Origin of the sequence: Streptomyces sp. NPDC018029, assembly GCF_044327655.1 — a bacterium.
Classification (GTDB): Bacteria; Actinomycetota; Actinomycetes; order Streptomycetales; family Streptomycetaceae; genus Streptomyces.
The window spans coordinates 479,422-500,155 of the sequence record NZ_JBIRFV010000003.1 but is presented as its reverse complement, the minus strand read 5'-3'; the positions used below and the strand labels follow the sequence as shown (position 1 = coordinate 500,155).

Here is a 20,734-nt window from a genome sequence, read left to right as displayed (position 1 = left end):
GGGCGGATGCCCGGTAGGGCGGTCCTACCATTCCGAACTCACACCATGGAGTGGGCCTTTATGGAACCGGTCGAGTACAAGCCTGCGCGTCGTCCCTGGATCCGCGAGATCCTGGCCGGCGTCGCCGTGAGCATGCTCTCCAACCTCGTGTGGGAGGCACTGGCGGTGGCAGCGCGCCACCTCATCTGAGGCAGGCATGTGGCGGGCCCGGCGAGCCCGCCACTCTTCAGCCCGACCGGCTTCCGCCACACGACGAAAATCCTTCAGAAGAGCAGTTCCTGCCCTGGAGGGGTGTCGTTTCCCTTCCTCTTCGGGCTGGGGAGATGCGCTATCCGCGCCTCGGCAGGGAGATTTTCCCACGTGGGCCGCAGACCGTGTATCTGCACGTCACCCACGCAGCTCTTGAGGTACGCCTGTGTCTCCTCGTCCGTGGAATACAGCACCGTCGCCCGGCTCGCCCTGGTCATGAGCACGTGGTACGCGTGCCGAACACATCGCGCGAACTCCTCCTCCTTTTCTGCCTCGCTTCCCGTCCCCTCGCGGAGCTTCATATCGAACGAACCAGGCACTTTGACACGCTTGACCTTGCTTTTCGGGTCCTCACGCCACTGCCCCTTGCGGTAGACCCACCGGTCGTCGCGTCTCACCATGTCCTCGCCGAGGATCACCCCGCACCAGTCCCACTCAAGGCCCTGAGCCGTGTACACGCAGCCGATCTGGTTGATGCCGTACGGGTGCACCGCCCATTTCGTGGACGGGGGCACCGCTCCGTTCTCGCGGAAGGCGTCTCCTTTGGCATTCCACGGCCGATGCCAGTCACCGATCCGCACGTCTGCCTCCAGGCGCGCGGCCTTCCCCTTTCCCACCGGCTCGGTCCACGGCCAGCAGAAGCCGGCCACCATGCGAGCCGTCGCTCCCGCCTGCGCCTCCGTCCTGATGATGTACTCGAGTTCCTCCGGGCTCTCGGCCACCTCGACGTGCATCAGGCCGTCGGGGGTCCACTCGGTGGTTCCTGCCTCGATGTCGAGGACAGCCCGCACCCAGCGGATGTAGGCGTCGCTGCCCCCGCAACGCCATTCCTCCCTGAGCCCATAGTGGAGTGGAGTGATCCCCCGCGCTCTTGCGGCTTCCTCGATCAGGCTCACCGTTCCGACTTCCTTGGGTCGCACGGACTGGCTCTCATCGAGAAAGAACACCGTGAGGCGGGAGGCGTCGAGCAGATCGTCCACTTGGGGCTGCTTACCCGACTTCTCCTCTCGGCGGAACCTGTCGGTGGTTCGCTCTCTCAAGCGATGCGCCTCGTCGCAGATGAGGACGTCCAGAGGGGGGTCCGGGGGTGTCACGAAGTCGCTGAAGTAGGCGAACCTCTTCTTGAACTCCTTGTCCGTGTAGCCCACCTGCTCCTGGAGCGCCCCGTTGAAGGCACGGCTGCCGCTGGCGTACTTCACCGTTCGCCCGGCTGCCTCGAAATCAGCCCTGAGCTGTAGGCCCACGGCGCTCTTTCCCGTACCCGCACCCCCCGTCACAATGAACACGGCTCGTCCGTCACCCGGCAGCGGAGCGGGCTGATCGGGATTGCCGAGCACCAGAGCGGCTCGTTCCAGGACACTCGCCGCCACTTTCTTCTGCTGTCCGCGCAAAGTGAACACCGTGTCCTCTCCACGCGACCTGATCATTGCGTCGAGAAGCGGTGTGTTGCGCAGGTTCATGTACCGCAGGAGCTGCTCGGCTTCGGAATCCGCGCCGTCCTCCGCGAAATGCCGCCGCAGGTCCGCGAGGAGGCGGTCGCGGCTGTCGCGGGTGTACACACGCTCATACGCTCCAGTCGGCGCCAGCGTATCGAGCAAAGGTCGAACCGAGTCATCGGTGGCGTTGTGCAGATACGCGAATCCGCCGCATTCGACCGTGATGCCACGCAGTGGCCCCCGGTCTCCGGTGAACAGCTGGTATGTGTTCCTGAGTTGCAACGCAGGGTGCTTCTTGGGGCTTTTGTATCCCGGCACGTTCACGAGCTGCGCGGTGGCGGCTTCCACCTGCGTCACCATTGACCATCTCTTCAGCTCGACGAGTTGGTACGACGGCAGACGCGTCTCCGGATGCCGGCCCACGAGTACGACGTCGATGAGGGGCGACTCCCCCTTCTTCGGTTCGTCGAGCGTCGCCGCGCACTCGACGACCATCTCGACGTTGCCCCGCTCCGCCTCGACGAGGTCTTCCGCCAACTCGACCAGGCTCTCGGCCCACGCCTTCCGTTCCGTGTCGGACACGTCGCGCCCTCGGAAGTGCTGGTACCTGGCGGCGAGATGCGGCACCATCCGCCGCCTCGAGTTCAAGGTAAGCAGGTCCTGCGCGGACAACCTCAGCAGGAGCATGGACACGAGGTGGTTCCCCCAGGGCACGAGTGACTCGTGCGGGTGGGGGCGTGTCCTCGCGGAGGAAGCCCGTCGGGCCGCAATTGGTATGAGTGATCTTAGGGAGCGCGGCAGGTCACGCGCACTTCCCCCACCGACTCATGGCGTGCCGGCGGCAAGTTGGCGAAATAGCGGCGAGTTCGGAACGGCCGTTCACGCCGTGACAGCCACACGCCGCCCGGCACCCACCAGTTCTCGCAGTTTCTCCTGCGTCTCTCGATCCGTGGAGTAGACGACCGTGCCGACCATTCCTCGGGTCAGCAGCACCTTGTATGTGTTGCGGATCAGGCGATCCACATCGGCGTCCGGGGTCGAGCGCTTGAACACCGGGTCCTTGGACGCCGTACGGTCCGTCACCCATCGGTCGCCGCGCCACACCAGGTCGGGGCCAATGATGACGCCGGACCAGTCGTACTCGAAGCCCTGGGCGGTGTAGACGCAACCGATCTGACCAAAGCCCGCCGGGTCAGTGGCCCACAGGGCGGACGGCGGTGCACCGGAGACGGAGCGGTCGCCGCGCAGGTTCCAGGGACGCGCCCAGGTGCCGATCCGCACGTCCGCCGGAAGAGGCTGTCCCGGCTTGGGTTCCGGGGACCACTGCCAGCAGTAGCCGGCTGACATGCGCGCGCTGTGGCGCCGGCCGCGGCAGCCGTCCAGGAAGCTTTCCATTTCTTCCGGGCTGTCGGCCAACAGGAGTTGCATGCGGTCATCCGGGTCCCACGCCACCGGGCCACCGGGCTCCAGCCCCAGAAGCCGCACCACCCAGCGCAGGTAGGCATCGCTCCCGCCGCAGCGGAACTGGCTCTCCAGCCGTATGACGGGGCAGTTCAGCCCCCTGCGTGCCGCCGCGGCTCGGATGTCTTCGACCGTGCCCATCTCGCCCGGGCGCACGACCTGGTGCTCGTCGAGCAGGAAGACGGGCACTTTGGCCACGTCTATCAGCTCGTCGATCTGCTGCTTGCCGGTCCGGCGTGCGGCCGGTGTGTACCGGTTGGCGGATGTCTCACGGATGCGATGGGCCTCATCACAGACCAAGACGTCGAGGCTGTTCTTCTCCGTCGTCATGAAGCTGTTGAAGTACTTGAAGAGGTCCTGCACTTCGCGCTTCCTGGCACCCGCGACCTTGCGCATCGTCTTGGTGAAGGACTGGGACCCGGTCGCGTGCAGAGCCGGGATGCCTCGCCGGTACAACTCGCCGAGCAGGGAGAGCGCGATGACGCTCTTGCCGGTGCCGGGACCACCGGTGATGACCACGACCTCCTTGTGGTCGGACCGCTGGGCCTTGCGTACCGCGTTGAGGACCTTGCGGTAGGCGACCTGCTGTTCGTCGAGGAGCACGAACTGCTCCCTCTCACGGACCTCCTGTGCTGCGACCGCCATCAGCTGCGTCGAGGGGACCGTCTTGCCCGCGAGCAGCGCGTCAGCGGCTGCGGCGCCCGGATGCTCAGGGCTCAGCCGGGCACGGACGTAGTCGATGAAGCCACCGCGAGTGTCGCCCGCGAACAACTGGCCCCACTGGTCGGACTCGATCTCGCGCAGTGCGGCCACATCGAACTCGGTGGCGTTGTGCAGGAGAGCCACTCCCCCGACCCTCTCCGGGTGGCCGGCGACAGCGCCGTTGAAGTTGACGAGGTACTCGCAGTAGCGGCGCACCTGCTCGATGGGGTTGAGGACCGGCTGAGTATAGGAAGCGACGTGGCAGAGGACCGGGTCGTCCTCGTCCGGGAAGACATCGCTCCACTGCTTGAGCTCCACCACGACATAGGAGGGGTCGCCCGTGCGCGGGTGGATCCCGGCGAGAACCGCGTCGGCCCGCTTGCTGTTCATCGGGAGCGCGTATTCGAGCATGACCTCCACGTCACCGAGTCCCGCGTCATTGAGCGCTGCGACCAGCTCGGGGATGCTCCGCTCCCAGGACCGCGCCTCCGAGGGGGTGGGCCGGTAGCCGTGCCTGTGGATGAATTGCTCGGTGAGGTGGAGATAGAGCGAACTGTCGAGCGCCATGGCGGCGACCGTTTTCGCAGAAGCGCGGAACAGCAAGGACTTCCCCCGGGCAGCACGAAATAGATCGTGCGGGTAGGGGCATGTCCTTCGAGACTCCACGGGGTGGAGCGGAAGCCCGTCGGGCCGCGTTGACGATGTGTCTGAGGGTACCTGGCCCGTCCCAGCACAGGAATACGCAAAGGGCCCGACCCCGAAGAGTCGGACCCCATCTGACCTGCAAGTCCGGCAGATCAGCGACGTTGTGAGGCGTACGCCGCTACACGTTGAACCGGAACTCCACCACATCCCCGTCCTGCATCACATACTCCTTGCCCTCCATGCGGGCCTTGCCCTTTGCGCGGGCCTCGGCTACGGAGCCGACCTCCACCAGGTCCTCGAAGGAGATGATCTCCGCCTTGATGAAGCCCTTCTGGAAGTCGGTGTGGATGACACCGGCCGCCTCGGGGGCCGTGGCGCCCTGGGGGATGGTCCAGGCGCGGGATTCCTTGGGGCCTGCCGTCAGGTAGGTCTGGAGGCCGAGGGTGCGGAAGCCGACGTGGGCGAGGGTGGCGAGGCCGGGCTCTTCCTGGCCGACCGACTGGAGGAGTTCGAGGGCCTCCTCGTCGTCGAGCTCGGCGAGGTCCGCCTCCAGCTTGGCGTTGAGGAAGATCGCCTCCGCGGGGGCGACCAGGGCGCGCTGCTCGGCCTTGAAGTCGTCGTCCGTCAGCTCGTCCTCGTCCACGTTGAAGACGTAGAGGAACGGCTTCGTGGTGAGGAGGTGCAGGTCGTGGAGGAGCTCCGCGCGCTCCGAGCCCTGGACGATGCCCTGGGAGAAGAGCGTGTCGCCGCGCTCCAGGATCGCCTTGGCCTCCTCGACCGCCTTCACCTTCGGGGCGATGTCCTTCTTGATCCGCGACTCCTTCTGGAGTCGGGGAAGCACCTTCTCGATCGTCTGGAGGTCGGCGAGGATCAGCTCGGTGTTGATCGTCTCGATGTCGTCCTTGGGCGAGACCTTGCCATCGACGTGGACGACGTTCTCGTCCTTGAAGGCGCGGATGACCTGGCAGATCGCGTCCGACTCGCGGATGTTCGCGAGGAACTTGTTGCCCAGGCCCTCGCCCTCGCTCGCGCCGCGCACGATGCCCGCGATGTCGACGAAGTCGACCGTCGCCGGGAGGACCTTCTGGGAGCTGAAGATTTCCGCCAGCTTGGTCAGGCGGGGGTCCGGGACGCCCACCACGCCGACGTTCGGCTCGATCGTCGCGAACGGGTAGTTGGCCGCAAGGACGTCGTTCTTGGTCAGGGCGTTGAACAGGGTCGACTTGCCGACATTGGGCAGACCGACGATTCCGATCGTGAGCGACACGTTGCGACTTCCCGTACGTGAGGGATGTGGATGGTGGGCGGCCCGGTGGGCCGGAGCGGCCTTGGGGCGATCCCCCAGTCTACGGCGTGCCGCCGCCGCCCCCGCCTGCCCGTCGCCGCGGCTTCGAACGCATGGCCAAGGTCGGCCCAAAGGCGTGTCCCACGCCTGATTCGACGCCGTACCCCGCCTAGGTTGGTCCAGTGGAGCAACACAGGACGCGTCCCCCTCAGCCCGCACCCAAGACCGCGCGGTCCGCATCCGGGACCGCCTCACCGGCCCGGCCGCAGCGCCGGACCGCACCGCTGCCCCCGCAGGGCGGGCCCGTGCCGGGCGCGGTGTACCGGGCCGCGCCCCGCCCGCGCCGCCCCGTCCCGCCGTTCCTGCGCGCCCTGCGCCGGTCACCGCTGTACCGCTCGCTGCGCCGCATGCCGAACCCCCGTCTCACCGGGCTCGGCAGCGGGCTCTTCTGCACGGCGGTGATGTTCCTGCTCGCCTGTCTGCTCCGCCTGGTCGGCGGCGACTCCGTCGTCGCGTACGGCGTGCTGTTCCTGCCCGTCGCCGCGCTCACGGCGCTCTGGGTGCGCCCGGCCGACCTGGTCACCGCCCCGGTCGGCGTGCCGATCGCCTTCGCGGCCGGCGTGCTGCCCGTCGCCGGGGGCTCGGGCGGGTTCGGCGGCCAGTTCATGGGGCTCGTGACGACGCTGGCCCTGCACGCCGGCTGGCTGTACGGGGGGACGCTCGTCGCGGGGCTCATCGTGACCGTACGGAAGGTCAGGCTGATGGCGCAGCGGCGGCAGGAGCGTCCCGCGGGCCCGGGCCCGGGTCCAGGGTCTGGTTCGGGTCCAGGGTCGGGTTCGGGTACGGCGCCGGGGCCGGCCCGCGGGAAGCGCCTGCCCACCACCTAGGAAGGCCGTAGAGAGGCCATGGGAAGGCCGACGGGGCGGGCTATGCCTCGGCCGCCGCCATCGCCGCCCCGACAATGCCCGCGTTGTTCTGCAGCTGCGCCGGGACGATCTCCGCCGAAATGCCCTCGATGAGCGGCAGGAACTTGTGCGCCTTGCGGCTCACCCCGCCGCCGATGATGAACAGCTCCGGGGAGAACAGCATCTCCACGTGCGCGAGGTACTTCTGTACGCGGTGCGCCCAGTGCTCCCAGCTCAGGTCCTCGTCCTCACGGGCCTTGGAGGATGCCTTCTTCTCCGCGTCGTGGCCGTGCAGCTCGAGGTGGCCGAGCTCCGTGTTCGGGACGAGGCGGCCGCCCGTGAAGAGCGCGCTGCCGATGCCCGTGCCGAGGGTGAGCAGGATGACCGTGCCCGTACGGTCGCGGCCCGCGCCGAAGTGCATCTCGGCGACGCCCGCCGCGTCCGCGTCGTTCAGGACGGTGACGGGGACTCCGCCGAGCCGGTCGGAGACCAGCGTGCGGATGTCCTTGCCGATCCAGCTCTTGTCGACGTTGGCCGCGGTGCGCGCCGTGCCGTCCGTGATCACGCCGGGGAAGGTCGCCCCGATGGCCCCCTTCCAGCCGAAGTGCTCCACGACCTCGCACACACCGTCGACCACGGCCTCCGGCGTCGCCGGATGCGGTGTCAGTACCTTGTGCCGCTCTTGTGCCAGCTCTCCACGATCAAGGTCCACGGGAGCGCCCTTGATCCCGGATCCGCCGATGTCCACACCGAAGATCTGCATGGCTCCCACCGTACGGCGCCCGCGCCCGCGGAGCCCGCCTTTCAGCGCTGGGACAGCTCGGCCGCTTCGGCGCGCAGGTCCCTGCGGAGCTCCTTGGGCAGGGAGAAGGTGATGGACTCCTCGGCGGTCTTCACCGTCTCCACGTCTTCGTAACCCCGCTCGGCGAGCCACTCGATGACGCCGTCGACGAGGACGTCCGGCACGGAGGCGCCCGAGGTCAGGCCGACCGTGGTGACGCCCTCCAGCCAGGCCTCGTCGATCTCGTCGGCGTTGTCGACGAGGTGGGACGCGGCGGCGCCGGCGTCCAGGGCGACCTCGACCATGCGGATGGAGTTCGAGGAGTTCTTGGAGCCGACGACGATGACCAGCTCCGCGTCCTCGGCGAGCTTCTTCACCGCGGTCTGGCGGTTCTGCGTGGCGTAGCAGATGTCGTCGCTGGGGGGCGAGAGGAGGTTCGGGTACTTGCTCTTCAGGGCGTCGACGGTCTCCATGGTCTCGTCCACGGAGAGCGTGGTCTGGGAGAGCCAGACGACCTTGTCCGGGTCGCGGACCTCGACGTTCGCGACGTCGTCGGGGCCGTCGACCAGCGTGATGTGGTCGGGCGCCTCACCCGACGTACCGATGACTTCCTCGTGGCCCTCGTGCCCGATGAGGAGGATGTCGTAGTCCTCCTTGGCGAACCTGACCGCTTCCTTGTGGACCTTCGTGACCAGCGGGCACGTCGCGTCGATGGTCGCCAGCTTGCGCTCGGCGGCCTCCGCGTGGACGGTCGGGGCGACGCCGTGCGCCGAGAACATCACGATGGAGCCCTCGGGGACCTCCGCCGTCTGGTCGACGAAGATGGCGCCCTTCTTCTCCAGGGTCTGCACCACGTACTTGTTGTGGACGATCTCGTGGCGGACGTAGATCGGGGCCCCGTACTGCTCCAGGGCCTTCTCGACGGCGATCACGGCACGGTCCACGCCCGCGCAGTAGCCACGGGGAGCGGCGAGCAGGACACGGCGGGAGCCAGGCGTAGCAGTCATGCCCACCATCGTAAGGCCGCGTCCAGCGCGTCAAAGATCGCCCGGTTGGGGAGACTGGGGACCTGCGTTGATCCACGCGGCCTTGATCCACGGAGGCACGGAGGCACGATGTCCGGACAGTCCGCCAGTACGGGAGCCCCTGCCGAGCCCCCCGGGGGCGCCGAGCCCGCACAGGGGGACGGGCTGCGGCGCAGTCTCGGCTTCCGGGACCTCGTCGTCTACGGACTGCTCTTCATCGCCCCCATGGCCCCGGTCGGCGTCTTCGGGACGCTCGACGCGAAGTCGCACGGCGCGGTCGCCCTCGTCTATCTGATCGCCACGGTCGCGATGGCGTTCACCGCATTCAGCTACGCCCAGATGGTGCGGGTGGTCCCCCAGGCGGGGTCCGTCTTCGCCTACGCGCGCGCGGGGCTCGGAAAAGGGCCCGGGTTCATCGCCGGGTGGATGGCGATGCTCGACTACCTCCTCATCCCGGCGGTCGCGTACCTCTTCTCCGGCATCGCCATGAACTCACTGGTGCCGTCGGTGTCCCGGTGGGTGTGGACGGCCCTCGCGGTGCTCATCACGACCGCGCTGAACCTGTGGGGCGTGCGGACGGCGGCGCGGGTGGGCTTCGCGGTGCTCGCCATGGAGGTCGTGGTGCTGCTGGTCTTCGTGGTGGCGGCCGTGGTGGTGCTGATCCGGGACGGGGCGCAGCGGGACTGGCTCTCGCCGCTGACCGGGGACGGCTCGCAGGGGGCGTTCGCGCTGTCGGCGGTGGTGGGCGCGGTGTCGATCGCCGTCCTCTCCTACCTGGGCTTCGACGCCATCGCGTCCTTCGCCGAGGAGGTGACGGGCGGTTCGGCGAAGGTCGCGCGGGCGGTGCTGTTCTGCCTGACGCTCGCGGGCGTGCTGTTCGTCGCCCAGACGTATCTGGTGGCGCTCCTGGAGCCGCTGTCGTCGGCCGAGCTCGCGGCGGACCCCGGCAAGCAGGGCACGGCCTTCTACGACTCCGTGGACTCGGCCGCCGGGTCGTGGCTGCACGACCTCGTGGCCGTCAGCAAGGCGATCGGCGCGGCGTTCGCGGCGCTGGCGGGGCAGGCGGCGGCGGGACGGCTGCTCTTCGCGATGGCACGGGCCCGGCGGCTGCCGGGGGTCCTGTCGAAGACGGACTCCGGTACGCCGCGGGTCGCGCTGCTGTGTGCGGCCGTGGTGACGCTGGTGGCCGCGGTGTGGGCGGCCCGCCGGGACGACGGCATGGACCACCTGGTGTCGGTGGTCGACATCGGGGCCCTCACGGCGTTCCTGCTGCTGCACGCGAGCGTGGTGGGCTGGTTCGCGCTGCGCCACCGTGACGCCGGGTTCAGCTGGTGGCGGCATGTGGTCGTCCCCGTGCTCGGGGCGGCGATCGTGGTTGCGGTCATTTGGGAGGCGTCCGGCTCTGCGCAGGTGGTGGGGGCGGTTTGGCTGGTGGTGGGGTTGGTGGTGCTGCTGGTGCAGGGGCGGGGACGGGGAGGGGGACGGGTGGGGGGCTGAGGTCGCGTTCCGGGTGCGGGTCTGTTGTGGCTGGTCGCGCAGTTCCCCGCGCCCCTAGGTCGCCTGTGCTGTGAGTCGTGTGGCCTGTGCGGGTCCGTTGTGGCTCGTCGCGCAGTTCCCGCGCCCCTGGGGGGCGACCGGGCCCCATCCCCGGGTCCGGGAGGGTTGTCGGTGGGGGCCGTTACGCTCGGTGTATGCCTCTGAACACGTCTGCAGACGCGCCCCTCCCCGTGGGGGAGGTGTCCCGGCTCATCGGTGGGTGGATCGACCGGCTCGGCGCCATCTGGGTCGAGGGACAGATCACGCAGCTGTCCCGCAGACCCGGCGCCGGCGTCGTCTTCATGACGCTGCGCGACCCGTCGCACGACATCTCGGTGAGCGTCACCTGTTACCGCCAGGTGTTCGACGCGGTGGCCGACGTCGTCTCCGAGGGCGCCCGCGTCGTCGTCCGCGCCAAGCCGGAGTGGTACGAGCGGCGGGGGCAGCTGTCGCTGCGGGCCGCCGAGATAAAGCCGGTCGGCGTCGGCGAGCTGCTCGCGCGGATCGAGCAGTTGAAGAAGAGCCTGGCCAGGGAGGGGCTCTTCGCGCCCGAGCGCAAGAAGACGCTGCCGTTCCTGCCGCAGCTCATCGGTCTGGTCACCGGCCGTGCCTCCGCCGCCGAGCGCGACGTCCTGGAGAACGCCCGGCACCGCTGGCCCGCCGTCCGCTTCGAGGTGCGCAACGTCCCCGTGCAGGGAGTGCACGCCGTGCCGCAGGTCGTGCAGGCCCTGAAGGACCTGGACGCCCACGCCGGGGTCGACGTGATCATCGTGGCGCGCGGCGGCGGCAGCGTGGAGGACCTGCTGCCGTTCTCCGACGAACAGCTGGTGCGCGCGGTGGCCGCGTGCCGTACGCCGGTCGTCTCCGCCATCGGCCACGAGCCGGACAATCCGCTCCTCGACCACGTGGCGGACCTGCGCGCCTCGACGCCCACCGACGCCGCCAAGAAGGTCGTGCCGGACGTCGGCGAGGAGTACGAGCGCGTGCAGTGGCTCAGGGACCGCGCCCGGCGCAGCATGGACGCCTTCCTGGACCGGGAGACCCGCGGCCTCGCGCACGCGCTGGGCCGCCCCTCCATGGAGCACCCGCACCGCATGGTGGAGGAGCGCGAGGAGCAGGTCGCGGCGCTCGTCGACCGCAGCCGCCGCACGCTCGGGCACCTCCTCGACCGGGCGGCCTCGGAACTGACGCACACGCACGCGCGTGTGGTGGGCCTCTCCCCCGCCGCGACCCTCCAGAGGGGGTACGCGGTGCTGCAGCAACCGGACGGCGCGGTCGTCCGGGCGCCGGACGAGGTGGGGGCGGGCGACGAGTTGAGGGCGCGCGTGGCCGAGGGCGAATTCACCGTACGAGTCGACAATTAGGGTGGGCGCATGACCAGCAAGACGGACCAGGCCACGGACGCCGCCGGCGCCACGGACGCCGCCGGCGCCACGGAAGCCGCCGGCGCCACGGACGCGCTCGGCTACGAGCAGGCGCGGGACGAGCTGATCGAGGTCGTACGCCGCCTGGAGACCGGCGGGACGACCCTGGAAGAGTCGCTCGCCCTGTGGGAGCGCGGCGAGGAGCTGGCGAAGATCTGCCGGCGCTGGCTGGACGGCGCCCGCGCCCGGCTCGACGCGGCCCTGGCGGGGCCCGAAACAGATGCCGACCCGGACGAGGACCCGACCGCCGACGACCGGGCCTGAGACCAGGACGACGACCGGGCCTGAGGCCAGGATGACGACCTGCCCTGCGGCCTAGCCGACAAGGCCTGTGGCAAAACCGTCCCGACCTGCTGTTTGTGAACCGGATCACCCAGCTCCAGTTTTGATTGAAAGTTGAACAGCATCGGCGTACTGTCGTTGTGGCGGGCTCGGGAACGGGCCCGGCAAGACACACCCCCGTACGTCGAAGAAGGTTGATCCATGTCTCTCGTCCTTGACCCCGCCGCCCAGGACCTGCTTTTCCGCGAGGCCCGCACCGCGAACACCTTCACGGACGAGCCGGTCACCGAGGAGCAGGTCCAGGCGATCTACGACCTGGTCAAGTACGGCCCGACCGCCTTCAACCAGTCGCCGCTGCGCGTCACCCTGGTCCGCTCCCCCGAGGCCCGCGAGCGCCTGGTCCAGCACATGGCGGAGGGCAACCGCCCGAAGACGTCGGCCGCGCCGCTCGTCGCGATCCTCTCCGCGGACAACGAGTTCCACGAGGAGCTCCCCGCCCTGTTCCCGCACTTCCCGCAGGCCAAGGACGCCTTCTTCGCGGAGCGCCCGGTCCGCGAGCAGGCCGCGCTGGTCAACGCCACGCTGCAGGCCGCGTACTTCATCGTCGGCGTGCGCGCCGCCGGGCTGGCCGCGGGCCCGATGACCGGCTTCGACTTCGCCGGCGTCCAGAAGGAGTTCCTGGACGACGACCACACCCCGCTGATGGTCGTCAACATCGGCAAGCCGGGTGACGACGCGTGGTTCCCGCGCTCGCCGCGCCTGGCCTACGACGACGTCGTCACGACGGTCTGACACGACTGACACGACATGCGAAGGGCCCCCGGCAGCGCGCCGGGGGCCCTTCGCATGCCTGCGGTCAGGTCAGTCGCCTCGGGACATCTTCAGCGACTCCGCCATCTTCGTCAGCTGCTTGAAGGGCGCCGTGCCCGTGACCACCGTCGTGGCACCCTTCTCCCCGGTCACCAGGGCGTCGTACTTCGAGCCCTCGTACCGCTGCCAGGTGCGGCCGCCGATCTCCTCGGTGGCGTCGGTCTTCGCGGCGTTCTGCGTGACCCTCTTGATGAACGCGGACGGCTTCTCCGTCGACTGCTCGACCGCCACGTACTCCTCGTCGGGGTCGAGGAAGCCCAGGTGCCACGCGTCGTGGTCCTCGCCGTTGAACCGCACGGACGTCGGCTTCCACGCCTTGGCCAGGCCCTCGGGCGCCGCCACCGGGTACTCCGCGGCCCGTCGGGCCGTCAGGAGCTCCACGCGGTAGTCGACCCGCTTCACGGAGCTCTTGGACTCGTTGTGCGGGATGAAGATGTAGATCACGCCCGCGGCGAGCGCGATCACCACCAACGACCACAGCATGTTCTTGACGGTCTGAGTGCCTTGTCTTCCTGCCACGCCCCCATGTTCTCAGGCGCCGGCCGCGCCCCTGCCGCCGGTCTCCGCCTTCCCGCCCGGTCCGCTCATGCGTGGGCCCCTCTGCTCATTTTGTCGGCCTACGGATAGAGTCGTTCACAATCCCTCATCCGGCCGTCGTCGTATCAGCAGAAAGGTGCGCTCCGATGACCGAGCATCATCTCCCGTCCGAGCTCGAGGTCTCCCCCGAGGCTCCCGACCGCAACCTCGCCCTGGAGCTCGTCCGGGTCACCGAGGCGGCCGCCATGGCCGCGGGCCGCTGGGTCGGCCGCGGCGACAAGAACGGCGCGGACGGCGCCGCGGTCCGGGCCATGCGGACCCTGGTCCACACCGTCTCGATGAACGGCGTCGTCGTCATCGGCGAGGGCGAGAAGGACGAAGCCCCGATGCTCTTCAACGGAGAGCGCATCGGCGACGGCACCGGCGCCGAGGTCGACATCGCCGTCGACCCCATCGACGGCACCACCCTGACCGCCAAGGGCATGCCCAACGCGATCGCCGTGCTGGCCGCCGCCGACCGCGGCGCCATGTTCGACCCCTCCGCCGTGTTCTACATGGACAAGCTGGTCACCGGCCCCGAGGCCGCCGACTACGTCGACATCAACGCACCCGCCTCGGTCAACATCCGCCGCGTCGCCAAGGCCAAGAACTCCTCACCCGAGGACGTCACGGTCATGATCCTGGACCGCCCCCGCCACGAGGGCATCGTCAAGGAGATCCGCGAGACCGGCGCCCGCATCAAGTTCATCTCCGACGGCGACGTCGCCGGATCGGTCATGGCCGTGCGCGAGGGCACCGGCGTCGACCTGCTCATGGGCATCGGCGGCACCCCCGAAGGCATCATCTCCGCCTGCGCCATCAAGTGCCTGGGCGGCGTCATCCAGGGCAAGCTGTGGCCCAAGGACGACGCCGAGCGCCAGCGCGCCCTGGACGCGGGCCACGACCTGGACCGCACCCTGTCCACCGACGACCTGGTCAAGGGCGACAACGTCTTCTTCGTCGCCACCGGCATCACCGACGGCGAACTGCTCCAGGGCGTCCGCTACCGCGCCGCCACCGCCTCCACCTCGTCACTGGTCATGCGCTCCAAGTCGGGCACCATCCGCAAGATCGACTCCGACCACCGCCTCTCCAAGCTGCGCGCCTACAGCGCCATCGACTTCGACCGGGCGAAGTAGCCCGAGCGGCTGCACCGAAGGGGGCGTCCCGTGCGGGGGACGCCCCCTTCGACGTACATCCAAGGGCCGCTATCCCGCCGCGGCGATGCCCGTCGCGTGTGCCGCCTTCTGGAGCTCCAGGTCGCGCCTGCGCCGGCGGGCCAGGACGACACGGCGCTCGGCGGCGGTCAGGCCGCCCCACACGCCGTACGGCTCGGGCTGCAGGAGGGCGTGCTCGCGGCACTCGACCATCACGGGACAGCGGGCGCAGACGCGCTTGGCCGCTTCCTCCCGGGAGAGCCGCGCCGCGGTCGGCTCCTTGGACGGGGCGAAGAACAGTCCCGCCTCGTCGCGACGGCACACGGCTTCGGTGTGCCATGGAGCGTCATCGTCCCGATCTCGCACGGGCACCCTTCCCCGAGCACTCGACCCCGCTCGTGCAGGGGATACCCCATCGCCCGGAACGGCGGCGACCTGCAGAGACTGACGCGACGGTTGCAGCACGGGTCTACTCCTGACGACGGCTTCGCGAGCGAGAGACGATGCAGCAAGCTCTACCCGCTGTGTGCGCGCCTATGCACTGAGTTCCGATGTCCGGAGGGCCGGCCTCCCGTGCAGGGCCCGTGCGCCGCCCGTGCCGACGTCGGTGCCGGCTCAGTGTCCGAGGTGCTTGCGCATCCGCCGGTGCAGGTCGCGGACGAGCTTGCCGCGCTTGGGGCGCGCCTCGATGCTGCCGAGGACCGCGAAGCCGTCCACGTAGACCACGGGGGCGTCCTGGTCCGGGGAGTCGAGCGTGTCCACCTCGAAGCTGCCGAGGACGCCGGTGCCGCGGCCGCGCAGCGACACGTTCTCCGGGACGCGGATCTCGACCGAGCCGAAGATGGCGACGGCCTTGATGACCACCTGGCGCTGCTCGAAGAGCGCCTCGCTCAGGTCGATCTCGACGCTGCCGAAGATCGCGTACGCGTGGGTGCGGCGGGCCACCCGCCAGCGGCCCCTGCGCGCGGAGCCGCTGAGCACCGCGACGAGGTTCTCGTCCGCGACCGGCGGGACGACGCCGGGGGACGGCCTGGCCGGCGCGGGCTCCGGCGCCCGCCCCCGGAGGGCCGCCTGGTCGTGCGCCGCGGGCAGGTCGCTGATGAGCGGCTCCAGCTCGGCCGTGGTCTTGGCGCGGTAGACCCCGTCGATCCGCTCGGAGTGCTCCTCGGCGGTCAGGCGGCCCTCGGCCAGGGCGTCGCGGAGGATGTCCGCCGTGCGGTCCCGGTCGGCGTCGGATGCGCGGAGCACTGGAGGCTGCTTCTGGAGGTCCACACCGAGCAGCGTACCCAAACGCGATAGATCGCGACTAGCCCTGTATCGCGACTATCGCTTCACGATGTGCGATGCGCGGGGCGGGGCGGGGCCGTGTGCGCCTGCGCCGCTACTGAGCCTTACCTCACAGGAACGGTCCACCACACGCGTTCTACGCTGGTTGGCGCGTCGCCAATGGAGGCCGCGCCGCTGTCTGCCGAGTGAGGAATGGCCGAAATGCCAGAGTTTCAGTACTCCGATCTGCTTCCCCTGGGAGAGGACACCACCCCGTACCGGCTGGTGACCTCCGAGGGTGTCTCCACCTTCGAGGCCGACGGGCGGACGTTCCTCAAGGTCGACCCGGAGGCGCTGCGCAAGCTCGCCGCCGAGGCGATCCACGACATCCAGCACTACCTGCGGCCCGCGCACCTGGCCCAGCTGCGGCGCATCGTCGACGACCCCGAGGCGTCGTCCAACGACAAGTTCGTGGCGCTCGACCTGCTGAAGAACGCGAACATCGCGGCCGCCGGCGTGCTCCCCATGTGCCAGGACACCGGCACCGCCATCGTCATGGGCAAGCGCGGCCAGAACGTCCTCACCGAAGGTGAGGACGAGAAGGCGCTCTCCAAGGGCATCTACGACGCGTACACGAAGCTGAACCTGCGCTACTCGCAGATGGCTCCCCTCACCATGTGGGAGGAGAAGAACACCGGCTCCAACCTCCCGGCGCAGATCGAGCTGTACGCGACGGACGGCGGCGCCTACAAGTTCCTCTTCATGGCCAAGGGCGGCGGCTCCGCCAACAAGTCGTTCCTCTACCAGGAGACGAAGGCCGTCCTGAACGAGGCCTCCATGATGAAGTTCCTGGAGGAGAAGATCCGTTCCCTCGGTACGGCGGCGTGCCCGCCCTACCACCTGGCGATCGTCGTCGGCGGCACCAGCGCCGAGTTCGCCCTGAAGACCGCGAAGTACGCCTCCGCGCACTACCTGGACGAGCTGCCCGCCGAGGGTTCGCCGACCGGGCACGGGTTCCGGGACAAGGAGCTCGAGGAGAAGGTGTTCGAGCTGACGCAGAAGATCGGGATCGGCGCGCAGTTCGGCGGCAAGTACTTCTGCCACGACGTCCGCGTGGTGCGCCTGCCGCGCCACGGCGCCTCGCTGCCCGTCGCGATCGCCGTCTCCTGCTCGGCCGACCGCCAGGCCACCGCGAAGATCACCGCCGAGGGCGTCTTCCTGGAGCAGCTGGAGACGGACCCGGCGCGCTTCCTGCCGGAGACCACGGACGAGCACCTCGACGAGTCGGCGGACGTCGTCAAGATCGACCTCAACCAGCCCATGGACGCCATCCTCGCCGAGCTCACCAAGCACCCGGTGAAGACCCGCCTCTCGCTCACGGGCCCCCTCGTCGTGGCCCGCGACATCGCGCACGCCAAGATCAAGGAGCGGCTCGACGCGGGCGAGGAGATGCCGCAGTACCTGAAGGACCACCCGGTGTACTACGCCGGTCCCGCGAAGACCCCCGAGGGTTACGCGTCGGGCTCCTTCGGCCCGACCACCGCCGGCCGCATGGACTCCTACGTGGAGCAGTTCCAGGCGGCGGGCGGCTCCAAGGTGATGCTCGCCAAGGGCAACCGCTCCCAGCAGGTCACCGACGCCTGTGACGCGCACGGCGGCTTCTACCTCGGCTCGATCGGCGGCCCGGCCGCGCGTCTCGCGCAGGACTGCATCAAGAAGGTCGAGGTCGTCGAGTACGAGGAGCTCGGCATGGAGGCGGTCTGGAAGATCGAGGTCGAGGACTTCCCGGCCTTCATCGTCGTCGACGACAAGGGCAACGACTTCTTCCAGAACCCGGCCCCCGAGCCGACGTTCACGCACATCCCGGTGCGGGGCCCGGGCCTGGCGTGACCTTTTAGGGGCGCGGGGAACTACGCGACCGGCCACGACGCACCCGCGGAGGCTGACCGGCAGCAGTTCCCCGCACCGCGGGCCTCAGGCGAACCGCTGGTTCGCCGCGCCCGTGCACTTCTGCAGCCGCACCGGCTCCTTGCCCCCCGCAAGGGTCAGACACAGCTCACTCGCGGCAGCGGGCCGCACCGTCCCGGCCTCCCGGACGAACTTCTGGTTGCCACCCCCGTGGCAGTTCCACAGGACGACGGCGGCGCCTTCCTTGTAGGCGCCGTCGGGCACGTCCAGGCAGCGGTCCTGGGTCAGGCCGGTGTGCAGGGACCCGCGCGAACCGTCGTACCACCACGTCTGGTTGCGGTTGCCGGTGCAGTCCCAGCCCTGGACCTTGGTGCCGTTGCGGCTCTTCGAGGCGTCGACGTCGACGCAGGTGCCGGTGGCCTCGTTCCTCAGGGGCTTGAACGCGTCGTCCCACGCCAGCTCGTACAGCTTCGGGCTGCCCGTGCTCGCCGGGTCCGCGCAACTGGCCTCACGCGCGCCGGAGTTCTGGATCTGGGTGAGGCAGGACGCGAACGCGGCGTGGCCGCGGGCGTTGGGGTGGAACGACTGGCGCACCGAGTTGGAGTCCGGCGGGAACGGGTTGGACACGTCCACGTAGAGACCGCGCGCCCAGGTGTCCTCCATGCAGACCTCGTGGCCGTGGAAGAGGCGCGAGTTGTCGAGGTAGGTCGCGCCCGCGTTCCGCGCGGCCCTGCGCATGCCGGTCTCGAAGGCGGGCACCGCGGTGTTGCGGCCCCACTCGGTGTCGGAGTCGTAGCCGAGGCCGCCGCAGGCGAGCTTGCCGGGGAACTTCGGGTTGTCGCGGAAGTCCGGCCCGATCGGGCTCGGGTAGCCCATGGCGACGAGCTTGTAGTCGCCCTCCTGGTAGCCCGCGTCCTTCATGACGGTCTTCAGGTCGCGGATGGACTGCTCGACCTTGGGCACGAGGGCGTCGACGCGCGCCTGCCAGCCGTCGTCGTACTTGTCGGCGCAGGGGCCCTGGCTGAGCAGATAGCGGGTGACGCAGTCCGTCATCACCGGGGCGAACTGCAGGTCGTCGTTGGCGCCGATGACGAGCAGGATCGTCTTGATCTTCGTGTTGCGCGCCTTGATGGCGAGGTTGTCGCTCTGCACCAGCTCGTCGGCGTACTGCTTCTGACCGCCGATCCTGATGTTGACGGTCTGTGCGCCCGAGCAGGCGACGTTGTACGTCACGTCGGCGGGGATGCCGGTGCGGTGGATCGCGGCGTCCGGCGAGCGGTGGCACCAGTTGTCGGGGCCGTCGGTGCCCGGTTCGTACGTCCCCACGCCCTCGCCGGAGATCTCGCTGTCGCCGAGCGAGATCAGGCCGGTCTTGCGGTCGGCCATGGGACGCTCGGCCGGGCTGCCGTACAGCTTGGTGGCCTCCGCCGCCCGTATCTTCTCCAGCTCGGGCGGCAGCGGGGTGGCGGCGGCCGCCCGCGCGTCGCTCCCGTCCGCCGCCTGCGCGGGTACGACCGCAGCCGTGCCGAGCATCGCCGTCATCGCGACCGCCGCCGCGAACGAACCTCGCAGGCGCCCACGGCCGCCGTTTCGGCCACTGCGTCTGATGCGCTCCATTGCGCCTCCCCGGTGTGGTGTTACCCAGGGTTTTTACTGGTGGGTAGCAGGCTTGGGAATACCTGGAACAAGACAAGTGCTCAACTTTTCACTGGGTTTGAGTGGAGAGGTAGGTTCAAGGGCATGACCAGCGACGCCAGCGACGACCGCACCGGCAGCACCGGGATCGGCACCGGCACCAGCACCGGCGAGTACCGCACCGAGCACGACTCCATGGGCGAGGTGCGGGTCCCCGCGCACGCCAAGTGGCGTGCCCAGACCCAGCGCGCGGTGGAGAACTTCCCCATCTCCGGGCAGGTGCTCGAACGCGCCCACATCGCCGCCCTCGCCCGGATCAAGGCGGCCGCCGCCAAGGTCAACGCGGAGCTCGGGGTGCTCGACAAGGACATCGCCGGAGCGATCGCGGACGCAGCGGCCGAGGTCGCCGACGGACGCTGGGACGACCACTTCCCCGTCGACGTCTTCCAGACCGGCTCCGGCACCTCGTCCAACATGAACACCAACGAGGTCATCGCCACCCTCGCGACGGAGCGGCTCGGCCGGGACGTCCACCCGAACGACCACGTCAACGCCTCGCAGTCCTCGAACGACGTCTTCCCGTCCTCGATCCACATCGCGGCCACGGGCGCGGTCAGCGGCGACCTGATCCCCGCCCTCGAACACCTCGCCGCCGCCCTGGAGCGCAAGGCCGAGGAGTTCGCGGATGTCGTGAAGTCCGGGCGCACGCACCTCATGGACGCGACGCCGGTCACCCTCGGCCAGGAGTTCGGCGGCTACGCGGCACAGGTGCGGTACGGCGTCGAGCGGCTGCGCGCCTCGCTCCCCCGGCTCGCGGAACTCCCCCTCGGCGGCACGGCCGTGGGCACCGGCATCAACACGCCGCCCGGCTTCTCCGCGGCCGTCATCGCCGAGGTCGCGCGGGCCACGGGGCTGCCGCTCACCGAGGCACGCGACCACTTCGAGGCGCAGGGCGCGCGCGACGGCATCGTCGAGACCAGCGGACAGCTGCGGACGATCGGCGTCGGCCTGACGAAGATCGCGAACGATCTGCGGTGGATGGCGTCGGGCCCGCGCACCGGTCTCGCCGAGATCAACCTGCCGGACCTCCAGCCCGGCTCCTCGATCATGCCCGGCAAGGTGAACCCGGTCATCCCGGAGGCCGCGCTGATGGTCGCCGCGCAGGTCACCGGCAATGACGCGACGGTCGCGGCGGCGGGCGCCGCGGGCAACTTCGAGCTGAACGTCATGCTGCCGGTCATCGCCAAGAACGTCCTGGAGTCCATCCGGCTCCTCGCCAACGTCTCCCGGCTGCTCGCCGACCGGACCGTCGACGGGATCACCGCCAACCGCGAGCGGGCGCGCGAGTACGCCGAGTCGTCGCCGTCCGTCGTGACGCCGCTGAACAAGTACATCGGGTACGAGGAGGCGGCGAAGGTTGCGAAGCGCTCGTTGGCCGAGCGGAAGACGATTCGCGAGGTCGTCCTCGAGGCGGGGTACGTGGACCGGGGTGACCTCTCCCTGGAGCAGCTGGACGAGGCGCTGGACGTCCTGCGCATGACGCATCCCTGAGCACCGCCCCGCGGCACGATTGCCCACGGCGGGAATGCGG

The 20,734-nt window shown here is 69.5% G+C and carries 18 protein-coding genes; 9 read left to right on the top strand and 9 right to left on the bottom strand.

Annotation, left to right across the window (positions count from 1 at the left end; all coding sequences use genetic code 11):
* Positions 1-45: 45 nt before the first annotated feature.
* Entirely contained in the window at positions 46-189 is a 144-nt protein-coding gene (locus ACH4D5_RS10935; protein WP_398300767.1) for a DUF6408 family protein, read from the top strand.
* A gap of 74 nt (positions 190-263) precedes the next feature.
* On the opposite strand, the gene ACH4D5_RS10930 is transcribed toward ACH4D5_RS10935, so the two are convergent.
* The 3 genes from ACH4D5_RS10930 to ychF form a co-directional block, all read right to left on the bottom strand.
* Positions 264-2,372 (bottom strand): DUF2075 domain-containing protein, encoded by a 2,109-nt coding sequence (locus tag ACH4D5_RS10930; protein WP_398301428.1) that lies wholly within the window; start codon positions 2,370-2,372, stop codon positions 264-266.
* 192 nt (positions 2,373-2,564) lie between these two features.
* Positions 2,565-4,451, bottom strand: coding sequence for a DUF2075 domain-containing protein (locus tag ACH4D5_RS10925; RefSeq protein ID WP_398300765.1), 1,887 nt, complete (start codon positions 4,449-4,451; stop codon positions 2,565-2,567).
* Positions 4,452-4,671: 220 nt separating this feature from the next.
* Entirely contained in the window at positions 4,672-5,760 is a 1,089-nt protein-coding gene (gene ychF / locus ACH4D5_RS10920; protein ID WP_398300763.1) for a redox-regulated ATPase YchF, read from the bottom strand.
* Positions 5,761-5,960: 200 nt separating this feature from the next.
* On the opposite strand from ychF, the gene ACH4D5_RS10915 reads away from it, so the two are divergent.
* Entirely contained in the window at positions 5,961-6,665 is a 705-nt protein-coding gene (locus ACH4D5_RS10915) for a DUF6542 domain-containing protein (protein ID WP_398300761.1), read from the top strand.
* Between the two features lie 40 nt (positions 6,666-6,705).
* Here ACH4D5_RS10915 and ppgK read toward each other — a convergent pair whose 3' ends face one another.
* Together ppgK and ACH4D5_RS10905 are read right to left on the bottom strand one after the other, a co-directional pair.
* Positions 6,706-7,446 (bottom strand): polyphosphate--glucose phosphotransferase, encoded by a 741-nt coding sequence (ppgK, locus tag ACH4D5_RS10910; protein ID WP_398300759.1) that lies wholly within the window; start codon positions 7,444-7,446, stop codon positions 6,706-6,708.
* A 41-nt stretch (positions 7,447-7,487) separates the two neighbouring features.
* Positions 7,488-8,471: a 4-hydroxy-3-methylbut-2-enyl diphosphate reductase gene (locus tag ACH4D5_RS10905; protein WP_398300757.1), complete on the bottom strand. Its 984-nt coding sequence runs from the start codon at positions 8,469-8,471 to the stop codon at positions 7,488-7,490.
* A 108-nt stretch (positions 8,472-8,579) separates the two neighbouring features.
* Between ACH4D5_RS10905 and ACH4D5_RS10900 the strand changes: the two genes are divergently transcribed.
* The 4 genes from ACH4D5_RS10900 (at position 8,580) to ACH4D5_RS10885 (ending at position 12,523) form a co-directional block, all read left to right on the top strand.
* Entirely contained in the window at positions 8,580-9,986 is a 1,407-nt protein-coding gene (locus ACH4D5_RS10900) for an APC family permease (RefSeq protein ID WP_398300755.1), read from the top strand.
* Between the two features lie 194 nt (positions 9,987-10,180).
* Positions 10,181-11,389 carry an exodeoxyribonuclease VII large subunit gene (gene xseA, locus ACH4D5_RS10895; RefSeq protein ID WP_398300753.1) on the top strand — a complete coding sequence of 403 codons (1,209 nt, stop codon included), beginning with the start codon at positions 10,181-10,183 and terminating at the stop codon, positions 11,387-11,389.
* Between the two features lie 9 nt (positions 11,390-11,398).
* On the top strand, positions 11,399-11,713 hold the full coding sequence (locus ACH4D5_RS10890) for an exodeoxyribonuclease VII small subunit (protein WP_398300751.1): 315 nt from the start codon (positions 11,399-11,401) through the stop codon (positions 11,711-11,713).
* Positions 11,714-11,932: 219 nt separating this feature from the next.
* Entirely contained in the window at positions 11,933-12,523 is a 591-nt protein-coding gene (locus ACH4D5_RS10885) for a malonic semialdehyde reductase (protein WP_398300749.1), read from the top strand.
* A 69-nt stretch (positions 12,524-12,592) separates the two neighbouring features.
* On the opposite strand, the gene ACH4D5_RS10880 is transcribed toward ACH4D5_RS10885, so the two are convergent.
* A complete protein-coding gene (locus ACH4D5_RS10880) occupies positions 12,593-13,120 on the bottom strand; it encodes a DUF4245 domain-containing protein (protein ID WP_398300747.1) in 528 nt (175 codons plus the stop codon).
* 164 nt (positions 13,121-13,284) lie between these two features.
* On the opposite strand from ACH4D5_RS10880, the gene glpX reads away from it, so the two are divergent.
* Positions 13,285-14,316, top strand: coding sequence for a class II fructose-bisphosphatase (gene glpX, locus ACH4D5_RS10875; protein ID WP_127909988.1), 1,032 nt, complete (start codon positions 13,285-13,287; stop codon positions 14,314-14,316).
* A 69-nt stretch (positions 14,317-14,385) separates the two neighbouring features.
* Here the strand turns inward: glpX and ACH4D5_RS10870 are convergent, their stop codons facing one another.
* Together ACH4D5_RS10870 and ACH4D5_RS10865 are read right to left on the bottom strand one after the other, a co-directional pair.
* A complete protein-coding gene (locus ACH4D5_RS10870; RefSeq protein WP_398300745.1) occupies positions 14,386-14,799 on the bottom strand; it encodes a WhiB family transcriptional regulator in 414 nt (137 codons plus the stop codon).
* 150 nt (positions 14,800-14,949) lie between these two features.
* Positions 14,950-15,606, bottom strand: a complete 657-nt coding sequence (locus ACH4D5_RS10865; RefSeq protein ID WP_398300743.1) for a DUF1707 domain-containing protein — start codon at positions 15,604-15,606, stop codon at positions 14,950-14,952.
* A gap of 216 nt (positions 15,607-15,822) precedes the next feature.
* Here ACH4D5_RS10865 and ACH4D5_RS10860 point away from each other — a divergent pair, with 216 nt between their 5' ends.
* Complete coding sequence (locus tag ACH4D5_RS10860; protein WP_398300741.1) at positions 15,823-17,490, top strand: fumarate hydratase; 1,668 nt, start codon at positions 15,823-15,825, stop codon at positions 17,488-17,490.
* An 84-nt stretch (positions 17,491-17,574) separates the two neighbouring features.
* Here the strand turns inward: ACH4D5_RS10860 and ACH4D5_RS10855 are convergent, their stop codons facing one another.
* Positions 17,575-19,125: a ricin-type beta-trefoil lectin domain protein gene (locus tag ACH4D5_RS10855; protein WP_398300739.1), complete on the bottom strand. Its 1,551-nt coding sequence runs from the start codon at positions 19,123-19,125 to the stop codon at positions 17,575-17,577.
* Between the two features lie 123 nt (positions 19,126-19,248).
* Here ACH4D5_RS10855 and ACH4D5_RS10850 point away from each other — a divergent pair, with 123 nt between their 5' ends.
* Complete coding sequence (locus tag ACH4D5_RS10850) at positions 19,249-20,694, top strand: class II fumarate hydratase (protein WP_398300737.1); 1,446 nt, start codon at positions 19,249-19,251, stop codon at positions 20,692-20,694.
* Positions 20,695-20,734 lie beyond the last annotated feature (40 nt).